The sequence below is a fragment of the Kitasatospora sp. NPDC058190 genome, from assembly GCF_042883685.1.
Classification (GTDB): domain Bacteria; phylum Actinomycetota; class Actinomycetes; order Streptomycetales; family Streptomycetaceae; genus Kitasatospora.
Genome location: NZ_JBHVVI010000056.1, coordinates 47288 through 59859, shown reverse-complemented (window position 1 = coordinate 59859; position 12572 = coordinate 47288). Strand labels below are relative to the sequence as shown.

At 68.1% G+C, this 12572-nt stretch carries 13 protein-coding genes and 1 pseudogene; 9 read left to right on the top strand and 5 right to left on the bottom strand.

Going from position 1 to position 12572, the window contains the following annotated elements; all coding sequences use genetic code 11:
• Positions 1-927: hypothetical protein (locus tag ACFVWU_RS24615; protein WP_387624781.1), on the top strand; the 927-nt coding region annotated here is incomplete at its 5' end.
• Here the strand turns inward: ACFVWU_RS24615 and ACFVWU_RS24610 are convergent.
• On the bottom strand, positions 824-1912 hold the full coding sequence (locus ACFVWU_RS24610) for a DUF317 domain-containing protein (protein ID WP_387624778.1): 1089 nt from the start codon (positions 1910-1912) through the stop codon (positions 824-826). The genes ACFVWU_RS24615 and ACFVWU_RS24610 overlap by 104 nt on opposite strands.
• A gap of 397 nt (positions 1913-2309) precedes the next feature.
• Here ACFVWU_RS24610 and ACFVWU_RS24605 point away from each other — a divergent pair, with 397 nt between their 5' ends.
• From ACFVWU_RS24605 to ACFVWU_RS24595, 3 genes are all read left to right on the top strand, one after another.
• The gene (locus ACFVWU_RS24605; RefSeq protein WP_387624775.1) at positions 2310-2561 is read left to right on the top strand and encodes a hypothetical protein; all 252 of its coding nucleotides are present in this window, start codon (positions 2310-2312) and stop codon (positions 2559-2561) included.
• Positions 2562-2674: 113 nt separating this feature from the next.
• The gene (locus ACFVWU_RS24600; RefSeq protein ID WP_387624772.1) at positions 2675-3073 is read left to right on the top strand and encodes a hypothetical protein; all 399 of its coding nucleotides are present in this window, start codon (positions 2675-2677) and stop codon (positions 3071-3073) included.
• Between the two features lie 264 nt (positions 3074-3337).
• Positions 3338-3685: a hypothetical protein gene (locus tag ACFVWU_RS24595; protein ID WP_387624769.1), complete on the top strand. Its 348-nt coding sequence runs from the start codon at positions 3338-3340 to the stop codon at positions 3683-3685.
• Here the strand turns inward: ACFVWU_RS24595 and ACFVWU_RS24590 are convergent.
• Both ACFVWU_RS24590 and ACFVWU_RS24585 read right to left on the bottom strand, forming a co-directional pair.
• Complete coding sequence (locus tag ACFVWU_RS24590) at positions 3669-4364, bottom strand: type 1 glutamine amidotransferase domain-containing protein (protein WP_387624766.1); 696 nt, start codon at positions 4362-4364, stop codon at positions 3669-3671. The two genes, ACFVWU_RS24595 and ACFVWU_RS24590, sit on opposite strands and share 17 nt — an antisense overlap.
• Before the next feature lie 577 nt (positions 4365-4941).
• Positions 4942-5805 carry an SDR family oxidoreductase gene (locus ACFVWU_RS24585; RefSeq protein ID WP_387624763.1) on the bottom strand — a complete coding sequence of 288 codons (864 nt, stop codon included), beginning with the start codon at positions 5803-5805 and terminating at the stop codon, positions 4942-4944.
• A 455-nt stretch (positions 5806-6260) separates the two neighbouring features.
• Between ACFVWU_RS24585 and ACFVWU_RS24580 the strand changes: the two genes are divergently transcribed.
• On the top strand, positions 6261-7118 hold the full coding sequence (locus tag ACFVWU_RS24580; RefSeq protein WP_387624760.1) for an alpha/beta fold hydrolase: 858 nt from the start codon (positions 6261-6263) through the stop codon (positions 7116-7118).
• 141 nt (positions 7119-7259) lie between these two features.
• Here the strand turns inward: ACFVWU_RS24580 and ACFVWU_RS24575 are convergent.
• Positions 7260-7418, bottom strand: a pseudogene (locus ACFVWU_RS24575) (ISAzo13 family transposase); the annotation flags it as partial.
• 245 nt (positions 7419-7663) lie between these two features.
• Between ACFVWU_RS24575 and ACFVWU_RS24570 the strand changes: the two are divergent.
• The 4 genes from ACFVWU_RS24570 (at position 7664) to ACFVWU_RS24555 (ending at position 11953) form a co-directional block, all read left to right on the top strand.
• Positions 7664-8182 (top strand): hypothetical protein, encoded by a 519-nt coding sequence (locus ACFVWU_RS24570; protein ID WP_387624758.1) that lies wholly within the window; start codon positions 7664-7666, stop codon positions 8180-8182.
• A 156-nt stretch (positions 8183-8338) separates the two neighbouring features.
• A complete protein-coding gene (locus tag ACFVWU_RS24565; protein ID WP_387624755.1) occupies positions 8339-9496 on the top strand; it encodes a DUF4331 family protein in 1158 nt (385 codons plus the stop codon).
• The gene (locus ACFVWU_RS24560) at positions 9493-10602 is read left to right on the top strand and encodes a tetratricopeptide repeat protein (RefSeq protein ID WP_387624753.1); all 1110 of its coding nucleotides are present in this window, start codon (positions 9493-9495) and stop codon (positions 10600-10602) included. The genes ACFVWU_RS24565 and ACFVWU_RS24560 overlap by 4 nt, the downstream gene beginning before the upstream one ends.
• Before the next feature lie 13 nt (positions 10603-10615).
• Positions 10616-11953, top strand: coding sequence for a Dyp-type peroxidase (locus ACFVWU_RS24555; protein WP_387624750.1), 1338 nt, complete (start codon positions 10616-10618; stop codon positions 11951-11953).
• 284 nt (positions 11954-12237) lie between these two features.
• Here ACFVWU_RS24555 and ACFVWU_RS24550 read toward each other — a convergent pair whose 3' ends face one another.
• Positions 12238-12543 (bottom strand): universal stress protein, encoded by a 306-nt coding sequence (locus tag ACFVWU_RS24550; RefSeq protein ID WP_387624786.1) that lies wholly within the window; start codon positions 12541-12543, stop codon positions 12238-12240.
• Positions 12544-12572: the final 29 nt, after the last annotated feature.

Below are 12572 nucleotides of genomic sequence, written 5' to 3'. Positions count from 1 at the left end.
CCAGCCTTGCCCGGTCAGCCCCGGCAGGGACCTTGCCGAACTGCGGGAGCAGACCTGGGGCTGGGGCACGCCGCCCTGGAACATCGCCGCCGCTCGCACATCGCGCTGTCGCTCACCGGGCCGCGGGGGGAGAAGCTGCTCGCCGTCCAAGTCAGCGAGGACGCCCCGCTCCTCGTCGGCGCCCTCGTTCCCGACGGCTTCGCGTACACGATCGGAGCGGTGAAACCGCCGGTCCCCCTAACGTTTACCGCCGACGCGACCCCGGCGACGGTCGCGTCCGAGATCACGGGGAGCCTCGCACCGCGCTACCAGCAGACGGTCTGGCACGAACGCACGGGATTCGTCACCTATGCCACCAATCACATCCAGGACCTGACCACCGCCTGGATCCCGGCCCCCGACTGGCCGTACGGCCACCATGGCGAGATCGGCAGCTTCGAGTCCGAGGCGGCACGCAACCGAGCGGCTTGGCGCGACATCGAGACGCTGATCGACCACGGTCCGCACGTCGTGGCCGGCATCCGGGCAGCCGCCACCATCGAGGACCATATGGACCCGGTCATCGGGCCCGACCTTCGGCGGCTCTACGTCACCGAGGGCGCCCTCACCCGGCTCCAGGAGATCCGGAACGGCTGGCAGACGGCGACGGCCAGCATCGCCGGTACCCACCCTGAGGCCGACCAAGCACGGCGGCGCGCCGAGGACCTGCGCAACCGGGAGGCGTGGGCCCACGCCGTACGAGCCGTTGACGGGTCGCTGCCAGCGCTGGCCGCGCACGTCACACCGAGGATCGGCTTCCCCGCCCCGGACCGCGAGGCGCAGGTCAAGGCCGCCGTCGCCCGCTCCGGCCACCTCCTGGACCGGAGCGCGCCGGCCCCAGCGACGCCAGCACCACCGCGTCCAGATGCGCGGCGCCCGGCCCGGTGACCATCCGCTGTACCAGCAGATTCCGGCCGAACCAAACAGTCGCACTGGCCGAGGGGCTCTGACATATGTGATCACCTCGTCGAAGTGCACGGGAGGTCGCAGTCGCATGGCTGCCCCGTTGCTGGCCTCCGGACCGGTGAACGCGTGCTTCTGCAGAAGGGTGAGCGCGAGTTTGGCGGGGGACGATCGCGACCGTGTGCCCGGTCGGCGTGTGGGTGATCGTGTAGGTCATGGTGATGCCCTTGGGGGCGTTCCGGTCACCGGTGGTCCACCTGGAGCCATGTTGCTTCAACGACGCCTGGAAGCATGCGTGTTGGAGGCCCACACGACGCTCGACGACGCGGCCAGAGGCCTGCTCAGGGTTGGTCCGGAGATCGAGCGAAGCCGAGCTGCGTTCCGCTGAATGTCCAGGGGGCTGGGGGTGGGCTGGGTGATCGGTGATCGTGGCCGTCTGCTTGGCGTAGTAGTCGAGCGCGTCCCGGTAGCGCACGACGGGTGTGGCGTCGAGCATCGCCGTGGATGCGGCTTGAAGGATGCGGGTGGGCGTGCCGCCGCTGAACCTCCCGTACCAGCCTGCCGACTTGACGGTTCCGATGGTGAACCGTCCATCCTGGCCTGCTTGTTCGGACTCGTCGGCATGCAGGAGGCCGGCTCGGCGGTAGGCGATGCTCGCCAGGCCGTCCGGCGAGCGCAGCGTGAGTCGACCACGGTCCACGCCCTGGGGGGTCCATCCGGCTGCGGCGTAGGGTGCGATCCATTCCAGGGGGCCGGCGGGGCGCTCGTCGAGCCAGGTGGCGTCGTTCGCGCGGTACATGTGGGCGAGTTCGGTCGTGACGGACTTGACGATCTCGGTCGGGGTGTCGGCGGAGAAGTTCGCTCCCCAGCGCGGCACTGCGGAAGCGTCCGGGGTGACGGCGATCTTCCACAAGGTGCCCCAGCCCTGTTCGGCCCCGACGGTCGGCCGCCCGTCGGGGCCGGAGCTCAATGAGCGAAGCCTCCGACGTTGCCTGGCGTTGCCCTCTGCCCGGAGCTCGGCATGTCGACGGGGCCACACCGTTCAACGCGGTGACCAGTCACAGAAGTCAGCGAAAAGTCAGCATCGATCCGACGACATGCTGCCGGACATGGTGAAACACGAGTAGCCGCTGCCGTCCGGTGCCGAACAACTGAGGCGACCGGCCGACCACCGACACCCCTCCCTCGGAGCAAGCGGGCATGTGTGCCATCACAATCACCGACACGTGGTGGAAGGCGGCCATCGCACGACATATCCACAGGTCAGCGGCTTCCTCTACCTCCTTCAGCAAGATCGGTAGAGACTCCTGGGCCTCAGCCTGGCACCGCCGCAACCGTGTACCTCGCCATACCGCGAGCACTTCTCCTTGTTGTCTCCCGCCTGTACGATCGCCTCACCGGATAGGCCGATCGAAATCCTGGTCATCACGGTCGCCAACGAGCTCGACGTACTCGCCCACAACCCCGAGCTGGCCGACCGCTACGGGCCGAGCCTTTACCAACTCTTCTTCCGTGTCCGCGACTTGCTGCCCACCGCCGCCTGGCAGGCCTGCGCGGCGCAGCTCGGCCCGCAGGTCGACCCGCAGTCGTCCCGCAGGTCGTCCGGAGAGAGACGGTGAACTGACGGGACATCACCATTGCTCATCGGCCCGAGCGTCGCCGACCGTTCACCCGCCCCGCCGGAACCGCCGTACGACGGCCGGGCGTTCTTGAGAACGGGAGGGATACAGACATGACACAGAAGCCGTACCGCCTCGTCGTCGCCGCAGTCGCACTGCTCGCGGCGGCCCCGTTGTTCACCGCGTGCAAGAACGCCGACCAGGCACTCGACTGCGGAAAGCGGGCGATCAGTCTCACCGGCGATGTCCAGGACCTCACCGACTCGGCCCTCAACGTCGGCCAGATCACCGACGACAGTCGGCGCAAGCACACCGTCGCGGCTCTCAAGAAGATCGTCGACGATGCCGGGAAGATCCGGCACGACGGCGGTGGCAAGGTCGACGCGGCCGCCGACAAGCTGTCCAAGGCCGCCGGCGATGCCGAGGACGCCGTCTCCAAGGGCAAGCAGCCCGACTTCGGGCCGATCGGCGACGCCGCCGGCGAGCTGACCAAGGCCTGCGCCGGCGTCTGACCACGTCCTCCGTCGCGAAGCCGGCCCACGCCCGAGCCCCGGAGCCGGCCCGGGCCCCGCGCCGGAGCCCGACCACCACGCCCAACGAGGCCGGGAACGTCGGCCGTCCGACGCTCCCGGCCTGTCGCGGCCGCCCGGGCGGCGCCAGGCGGTAGGGATGGGCACCGGACCGAACCGCCCCCGGAGGCAGCGGCGAACCACCCGATCCTCGACCAGATCGAGCAGCTGCGTGCCGATCTGGCCCCCGGCGACACCACCCCCGCGTTGGTCGCGGCGCTCACCGAGGGCACCGCCCCGCTCACGGCGGTGGGTGAACTCGCCGCCCAGCAGCACCGGATCATCGCCTCCGACCGGCGCAGCCTGCTGCCGCTCGCCACCCGCTGCGCCGACCAGCCGCTCGGGGCGTGGTTCGCCACCCTGGCGGAGGGCGAGAGCGCTGCGCTGCGGACCCTGCCCGCGCTGGCCGCCGCCTGCGGCCTCGACCGACAGGCGGTGGCGACCCGTCCGCCGCTGCCCGACTGCCAGGCCTACCCCGGGTCGCAGGTGCGCAGGTGCGCACAGGTGCCAGCGCGCGGCAACGCGATTGGTGCCGTGCCTACGAGAGGCTTTTGAGCATGATCGTAGCCAGGGGGCCGGAGGACGCCGGATTCTGTCCGGTGTACAGGTTGCGGTCAACCACCGTGTACGACTCCCACACCGGGCCGCGCGAGTAGTCTGCGGGAAGGCTTCTGACCTCGTCCTCCATAAGCCACTTGGCCTTGTCGGCGAAGCCGACGCCCGCCTCCTCGTCGTTCGTGAAACCGGTGACGCGGTAGTTGGAAAACGGCGTGTCGCCCTTCTCGTCCCGGGTGGCGAGCAGTGCCGCCGGGGCATGGCAGACGAGGCCGAGTGGTTTGCCGGACGCGAGGGCCCTCCTCAGTAGCAGCCCGGAATCAGCGTCGCACCAGAGGTCCTCCATGGGGCCGTGGCCTCCTGGGTAGTAGACCGCGTCGTAGTCATGGAGGTCCACGTTCTTGATCGGAATGGCGTGGCGAAGCTGCTCGGCCTCCTCGATGATGCCTTCCTGCTTCACAGATGCATCTTCTCCCCCTGTGAAGCGGGGTCGCAGGCTCATGGTGTCGCAGACGGGTACGACACCGCCCGGGGTGGCGATGGTGACCTCGTGGCCGGCCCCGGTGAACACGCTGTACGGACTTGTGAACTCCTCAGCCCAGTACCCGGTCGGGTGCCGGTGACCGCCCCTGAGCGTCCAGTAGCTTGCTCCGGTCATCACGAAAAGGATCCTGGCCATGAGAGAGTGCCTCTGAAGGTTGGAGGAATCTGATACCAGCGAAAGCGGTTGAGGTCGCGATCCGGCGGGACTCGTTTGCGGAGTCGGTCAAGAGCAGACGGACCGGTGATGATGTGACGGAAGGCATGGTCCTCGAGCGAAATCACGAAGCGTCGAGAACTCCATGGCATCGCAGACCGTGACTGATCCGACGATCCGCCACGTTGTCGGATGCCCTGCCCCGCCCACCAGAATAGGGATCAACGCGCCATCATGGGCACACGATCGGCCGACCTCGACGCTGGGACAACGAGGTCAGAGCCTCCGAGGGCCCCGGAACAGTTCGGCCACCACCTGGGGCGAGCCGAATTCAGGCACCGGAAGAGTGTACGCGGTGCCGCGGTCGCGATAGCGATCTTGCGGAACGGTCGGCTTGACAGGCATTGATGTCATTTCGGCGTTTCGTGAGTGCTGTTGCTTTTCATAACCCGGCCACCCCCGGGTGCGAGCGCGCACGCAGCAGGGGAGAATGGGCGGTGCGCGACCGCCGGCGCAAACTAAAATTCTCTTCTGCTCGCGATCACCCGGGGAGTGGGGGTCACTTGGCGACAGGAGTCTCCGGCTTCATTTCATAGGAATTCTGGATGGACGGATGCCGGGTCCCGAGGCCGTCCGTGATCTTGCGCTCCCACGGAACCTCCTGAAGATTCTTGGTTTCTTCAAGCATCGACTTGGGCTCCAAATTGCGGTAGCTGTCGACCTCGCCGGCAGCGACGGCCGTCAAGGTCGCATAGACCGCTTCAGGGTCGAACTGCGCGCGGGGGAAGGAGAGCTTGGAGTAGTCAAAGAGCCGCTGGGACGGGTCGTCCTCCCAGCTCTCCCAGGTCTGGAACATGCGGTCGTTGAACCCGGTCAAGAAGGGCCCAGGGTTGACCGTGGCGACTTCGATTTTGTGCTCCTGCAGCTCGTAGGCCATCGTCTCGGCGATGGCCTCGACTGCGTGCTTGGAGGCGGAGTAGATGCCGGTGAACGGGTTGACGTTCAGGCCCTCCCGCGAAGAAACCCAGACGATGCGGCCTGCCCCGCGCTTGATCATCTGCTTGGCGATCCCCTGGGTAAGGACCAGAGGCCCGGTGACGTTGACCTCGAACTGGTGCCGAATGTTCGACTCGGGAATGTCAACTGTGGAGCCGCCTTCGCCGACACCGGCATTGTTTACGAGGATTTCCACACCCCAGTTGAGGGCCTTGCGACGGTCACCGTCGTTCGTGACGTCGAGCTTTTCGACCTGAAGCTTGACTCCGCGCTCGACCGCCTGCCACTTCAGTGTCTGCACCTGGGCGTAGATCTCCACCCCGGCGATGACGTCGAAGCCCTTCTCGGCCAGGCGCATGGCGACTTCGAACCCGAAGCCGGTGCCCGCTCCCGTGATAAGGACCTTCCTGAGTTCCGCATTCGCCATACCGGGCGCTTCCTTTCACGTTTTTCGTCCGCAGTAGTCGGAGTTCCGACCGTTCGCTGAGGGCAGGCCCAGAAACTTACGCACTGACTGACATGCGCAAGGACGCTCCCTCTCGGGGTAGCGGCGAAGCATTCTGGCCCGGGAGCGTTGCACGATTATGATCGACGCATTCCGCTAGGGTCGGCAATCCAATTGGGCCAATCGGGTATTGGCAGCGCACGAGAGCGCAATGCTCAAGAGCCACTACTACCGGCCCTCCTGTCTGCACCGGGCGCGGGAGATGAGTGATGCAAACCGTGCGAGTCGGTTCTGGTCGTGGGTGCTCTGGAGGGTGGAGGCCTCCGGGCCGCTGGGGTGCGTTCACTCGGATGGCCCGTACACGGAGACGAGCCGACTGGTGTCCTCGACTCTGGAATCCCGGGTGTCGCCTGACGCCCTCGCACCGAAGGAGTGACATGCGAATATCCTTCGCGTCGCGCCGCAACGTGAACATCGTCCGTTGGGGTGCGGCATTTCTGGCGCTATCGGGAACCATCTCCGCCCTGGCGGCCGTAACGGCGCTGGCCGGTGGTCCGAGCGGTGATCCCGGCGGGGAGAAGCCCACCATCGTGCTCGTACACGGTGCCTTCGCCGACGCGTCGAGCTGGAACGGCGTCGTGGAACGGCTCCAGAAGAACGGCTACGGGGTGGCCGCACCGGCCAACCCCCTCCGCGGCATTCCCCAGGACTCGACCTACCTCGCGAGTTTCCTGGATTCCGTCAAGGGACCGATCGTTTTGGTTGGTCATTCCTATGGCGGAGAGGTGATCTCGCAGGCTGCCGTCGGAAACGACAACGTCAAGGCCCTCGTGTACATCAACGCGATCATGCCCGATGTGGGAGAGTCGTTCTCCAGTCTCTCGGCGAAGTTCGCTCCCCCCGAACTCACCACGGCTTTGAAGCAGGTGCCATTCCGCAATGGCGACGGCACTACTGGCACGGACGTGTATGTACAGCCGGACAGACTGCACCGGGTCTTCGCCGAGGATCTGCCCACGAGTCAGGCCGCCGTTCTGGCAGCCACACAGCGACCGATCGCGTTGTCGGCGTTCACGGACAACCTCACCGGCGCCGCGTGGCGGAACAAGCCCGTTTACGTCCTTGTCGGCAAGCAGGACCGGGCGATCAATCCGAGCCTGGAGCGATTCGAAGCAAAGCGGGCGAATGCCCGAAAGGCAGTGGAGATCGATTCCTCCCACGTGTCCCTTGTCTCACAGCCGGAGGCGGTCAAAAATCTGATCGTCGACGCCGCCGAGGACAACATGCAAAAATAGGGAACCACCGAACCAAGGACTTGCAGATCATTAACACGTTGATTTGATCTTGCTGGTCGGCCGGTGGCTTTGGTTCATGACGCGGCTCTGGAGCGATTTGAGGGCGGCGGGTGGGGTGGCGGCGAGTGCGACGACGATGCCCGGGTGCAGGACATCGTTCCAGTCGCCGTGGAAGGTGTGCTGGGCGAGCGGCAGGGCGGCCATCTCCGCGTCGCCGATGGCGACTCCGGGCGGACAGGCGCCGGTGTCGAGTCCCGCAGTGACGCGCAGTCCGGTGCGGGTCGTGGTCGCGGCGAGGCTCGGCGCTGGCCTGGATGAACTGGACGGCCGATCTCCGCACCTCGGGAGAGCACCGCAGGATGGTCTCCAGCTCGCCGACGACGTACCACGGTAGATCGCCACTGACCGCGACAGTCGTCAGGACGGTCGGTGCTCGGCCCACTAGGCTGGGTCTGAGAACGATCCCGGAGGGGGCTCAGCCTCTACGGATGAGCCAAGAGGAGATTCCAGACCAACCACCCCGAGATCCAAGGGGAGACGAGGCCATGACGACGCAGAAATCGCCGGCGACCGGGACGGCCGAGATTCCAACCGTGGTCAGGCAGCCCGAGGGTGTCGGGAAGCGGGCCGGGGACATAGCGGAAATCACCGTGCTCTTCGATGTCAAGCCGGGCGGGGCAGCCAGGTATCGCCAGGACGCCTCCAAGTACCAGGCCGATGCCTGGTACTACGAGCGGCTCGTTGGCACCGTCCACGACTTCCGCGTGGTCTTCATCAACAACGACACCCAGGTCATCGCGGCCGTCACTTATGACGGTGGCTTCAAGCCGTACCTCGCGGACATCATTGCCAACGCCGCACCGTGGTTCGACGAGATGTTCACCGACGTCGTCGAGGGCTGGCCCGGGTCGACCGACCCTCACTTCAGCGAGTGGCTGACGTCTCGGATCGTGGAAGCCGACATGTGGTACGCGTCCAATCCGACCATGACGGTCCAGGACACCGCCAAGGCACAGAAGGTCACCCAGGCGTTCGACATGTTGCTGGATGCCGCAGCCGGCTAGTGGCTCACGGCTTCCGGTCGTGGGAGGGGAGTCCCCGGTGGTTGTCTCCCGCGCGGAGTGCTTCGGCCGGAGCCGTGATACCTGGGGATCACCGAGTGACCCGGCAACGGCGCGCGGGTCGCCGGCGCCGGGATGCGCACAGGAGGTCACAGCGTCGTGTCCGACCACCTTTCCGGCCCCCGGGCCCTGGCCGATCCGGCCATCGATCTCACCGACCTCTATGCCTTTCCCAGCCCCACCCGGCCGGGCCGGCTCGTCCTGGTCATGAATGTCTTCCCCAACGCCCGGCCCGGGGCCCTGTTCTCCGACGCCGCCGACTATCGCCTCCGCGTACGTCCCGCGAGGATCCCCTCGGAACACTCCGACTCGCTCTTCGGCGTCGGCACCGACGAATACGCGTTCACCTGCACGTTCTCGGCACCGACCGAGCCCGACGCCGATGATGCACCGGTCCAGCGGGGAACCTGCGTGCTCCCGAGCGGGGAGTCGGTTTCCTTCGAGGTGGACGGCGAGCGGGGCGGCCACGGCTCTGGCGTTCGCATCTACGCCGGAGTGCGGCTGGACCCGTTCTTCATGGACGTGGGCAAGGAGGTGGAGACACGCGCGGCTCGGCGGCTCGCGTTCCTGCCGAAAGGCAGCAACGCGCTGGAAGGCGCCGACGTTCTGACGATCGTCGTCGAGCTCGACGTTGCCACGGTACTCGGGTCGGCCTCGGGCACCGTGTTCGCCGTGGCGGCGGAAACCGTAACCGCCGGCCCCTACCCCATGCGCCTCGAACGGCTCGGCCGCTTGGAGATGAAGAACGTCCTCCTGTCGGAGAACGGGGTCGACCCCGGCAACACGGTGGTGGAGCTCCGCGATCTCTACAACGAGGAGGACCCGTTCGAGTTGGCTCCGACCTACGTGAGTGCCTATCGCTCACGACTCAACGCCAACCTGGTCTTTTTCGACGGTCTCGACGGCAGGCTCGACTGGTCGACGCAGCCGGACGGGACGCATCCGCTGACGGAGCTGTTCCTCGCCGACTTCCTGGTCGTGGACGTCGCCAAGTCGTACGCCGAGGACAGCTACCTCGAGATCGAGCGGGCGCTGTTGGAGGGACGGGCACACACGACCTGTGGCGGCAGGTCGCTCAACGATGACGGCTTCGACACGCTGTACACGCTGCTCATCAACGCCGGCCGCGGCCCGCGGATCAGCGACGGCGTCGATGGGGCGACCGTGCCGGCCTCCCGCGAGTTCCCGTACCTGGCACCGCCCAACCCCGACCCGCCCGCGCCCTATTCCGTCCCGACGGTCGCCACAAGCCGATGAGCGGCCTCCCGGCGGACGGCCGTGCGGGCGGCGGGTCGCGGTCGCGGCTCGATGGTGACAGCTGGCCGGTCACCACGGCAGGCGCGATCGCGATGGGAAACCTCGATGCGCGCATCGAGGGCCTGACGTCGCAGGCGAGCCGGGGAAGCCTGACCGGTGCCGGGTGGGGCGAGCTGGTGGAGCTGACCGCCCTGCGCGGGCACGTACTGGGCCGCATCGACGAGAGCGAGCGCGCCGCGACGCTGGCGGAGGCGTTCGTCGACCTGGCGCCGCGTGATCCCCTCTCCCATCTGGCGTGCGCCAGGGCGGCCGCCTTCTTCCACCGCTTCCCCGCGGCGCTGGCCGAGCTCGACGCGGCGGCCGCTCTGGGGCTCGACGGGCGAAGCCTGGACGCGGAGCGCGCCGCCGTTCATCAGGCGGTCGGGCGCTACGACGAGGCACTCGCGCTGCATCGACGGGCGCTGGCGATGCGGCCCGACTTCAGCGCTCTGGCGGCCCTGGCCGGCTGGCATGCCGAGCGCGGAAGGACGGTCGCGGCCGAGACCTGGCTGCTGGCGGCGCGACGCGCGCACCGCGGGGTCAGTCCGTTTCCGCTCGCGGTGCTCGAGTGCCGGTGCGGGCAGATGTGGCTGGCCCAGGGCGACCTGCGAAGAGCGCGCAGCCTGCTGGAGTCGGCGGCCCGCCGGTTGCCGGCCTACGTACCGGCGCAGAGGCACCTCGCCGATGTCGATGCCGCCGAGGGCAGGGCGGGCGCGGCGATCGGGCGGCTGCGTCGGGCGGCGGCAGGCGACGATCCCGACTGTGCGGCCCGGCTGGCCAGTGTCCTGGGCGAGGCCGGGGCGGCGGCGGAGGCGCGGTTCTGGCGTGCCCACGCGGCCGAGCGGTACGAGGACTTGCTGGCGCGCCACCCCGAGGCGTACGCCGATCACGCGGCCGAGTTCTGGCTGACCGTCGGTGGCGATCCGCAGCGAGCACTTCGGCTCGCGCTGCGCAATCTCGAGTTTCGCCCGACCCCGCGCGCCCACATGCTGGTGGATCACGCGATGTGTCAGTGTCGGACGGGGCCGATCGCGCCGGCGCCCGGTACCACCTCTGCCGATGCCTGACCGGGAGGACGACATGACGGTGGCCGAGGGCCCGCGGCTGCAACTGGACGAGATCCAAGGCATCGTGCTGCGCGACCGGCCCTCACCGTATGTCGGCATGTACATCCTGCTGCGGGTGGCCGATTCCGGGACCGGCCGGCAGTTGATGGGACGCCTGGCCGAGCTGGTCGACTCCGCCGCCGACTGGTGGCAGCCCACCTTTCCGGCACTCCTCAACGTCGGGCTGACGTATCGGGGGCTCGAAGCGCTCGAGGTGCCGCCGGCCTCGCTGAACAGTTTCCCCGCGGAGTTTCGGCAGGGTATGGCTGCCCGCGCCGAGTTCCTGGGTGATACGGGCGAGAGCGCACCCGCGCACTGGGAGCCGCCCTTCGGCAACGGCCAGGTGCACGTCGTGCTGTCCCTCCTCGCCGCCGACCAGGAGTCGCTCGCGGTCGTCCTCGAACGAGCCCGCCAGGCCCACGCGCGGCTTCCCGGGATCCAGGTCGTCCATCGGCAGGACTTCTACCAGCTGTCCACGGGCCGCACCAGCTTCGGATACAAGGACGGCATCGGCAACCCGACGATCGAAGGCAGCGGGGCGGCCATGCCCCCTGCCTGGGGTCCGGCGCTCAAGGCGGGCGAGTTCGTACTGGGCTACCCGGACCAGACCGGCAATCTGCCGCCGATGCCGGAGCCGGAGGTGCTGGGCCGCAACGGCACGTTCGTGGCCTGGCGGAAGCTCCACACGCGGGTCGCCGCCTTCCGGAGGTATCTCCACGACAACGCCGGCAGCCCGGACGAGGAGGAGCTGCTCGCCGCGAAGATCGTGGGTCGCTGGCCGAGCGGCGCCCCGTTGATCCTGGCATCCGAGCGCGATGACCCGGCCCTGGGGGCGGACGCGCAGCGCAACAACGACTTCCACTACCAGGAGGCCGATCCGCACGGCGCGATCTGCCCGCACGGCGCCCACGCCAGGCGAGCCAATCCGCGCGACTCGGAGATCATCGGCGACGTCCACCTGCACCGCATGATCCGACGGGGCACCAACTACGGGCCGCCGCTGCCGCAGGGCGTCCTGACGGACGACGGCGCCGACCGCGGCATCGTGTTCGTCTTCATCGGCACACACCTCGACCGGCAGTTCGAATTCGTGAAGTCGCAGTGGCTCAACGACGGCAACTTCGCCGGCCTCGATCAGGAGAAGGATCTGCTCACGGGCGACAACGACGGCACCGGCATTTTCACGATCCCTCAGCGACCCGTCCGACGCCGCCTGCACGGCGTCGAACGCTTCGTCATCACCCGTGGCGGCGAGTACTTCTTCCTGCCGAGTATCGGCGCGCTGCGCTGGTTGGCCCACCCGGACGCCTGAGCCGGGACGACCGAGTCCCTGGGCGACGAGCGCTCGGAGTCACGAGGGCCGCACCGCTGAATGCGCTGAATGCTCGGAGACGTTCACCTTCAACTCTGACCAGCGCACGGGGTCCTGATCGGTACCGATCAGGTGGCCGATCTCCAGCGCGGAGCAGGTGCCGCACCGACCGAACCGCAGCGGACGACCCACACGCCGGCCCCCCCCAGTCAGGAAGGAGCGACCGACCGCTACTGCTACTGCTACTGCTACTGCTACTGCTACTGCTACTGCTACTGCTACTGCTAGACCTTGCCGCCGTGTTCGGCGTCCTCGGCGGCGGCGCGGAGCGCCGACGTGGCGACGTCCTGGATCTCCTCGGTGTGGAGGAGCACTCCGGGGTGGCGCACGGCGAGGATGTGCTGCACCTCGTGCAGCAGGCCGCCCCGGTCGGACGGAAGGCCTGCCGTCCGACCGGGCAGCGGGTGGGGCATCAGGGGCAGGGCGTGCAGGACGCGCAGCGGTCGGCCGCGCGGCAGCGCCTCGCGCGCGGCCCAGTCCGCGGCCGCCAGGCTCGCCTCGGAGGTGTCGACGCCGACGGTGACGGGCAGGTCCGCGGTGGTTGTCTCCTCGATGACGG

Coding starts and splice junctions, on each gene's coding strand:
- ACFVWU_RS24600 (WP_387624772.1), top strand. CDS start 2,675: ATGACACAGAAGCCGTACCGCCTCGTCGTCGCCGCAGTCGCACTGCTC.
- ACFVWU_RS24590 (WP_387624766.1), bottom strand. CDS start 4,364: ATGGCCAGGATCCTTTTCGTGATGACCGGAGCAAGCTACTGGACGCTC.
- ACFVWU_RS24560 (WP_387624753.1), top strand. CDS start 9,493: ATGAGCGGCCTCCCGGCGGACGGCCGTGCGGGCGGCGGGTCGCGGTCG.
- ACFVWU_RS24570 (WP_387624758.1), top strand. CDS start 7,664: ATGACGACGCAGAAATCGCCGGCGACCGGGACGGCCGAGATTCCAACC.
- ACFVWU_RS24585 (WP_387624763.1), bottom strand. CDS start 5,805: ATGGCGAATGCGGAACTCAGGAAGGTCCTTATCACGGGAGCGGGCACC.
- ACFVWU_RS24580 (WP_387624760.1), top strand. CDS start 6,261: ATGCGAATATCCTTCGCGTCGCGCCGCAACGTGAACATCGTCCGTTGG.
- ACFVWU_RS24555 (WP_387624750.1), top strand. CDS start 10,616: ATGACGGTGGCCGAGGGCCCGCGGCTGCAACTGGACGAGATCCAAGGC.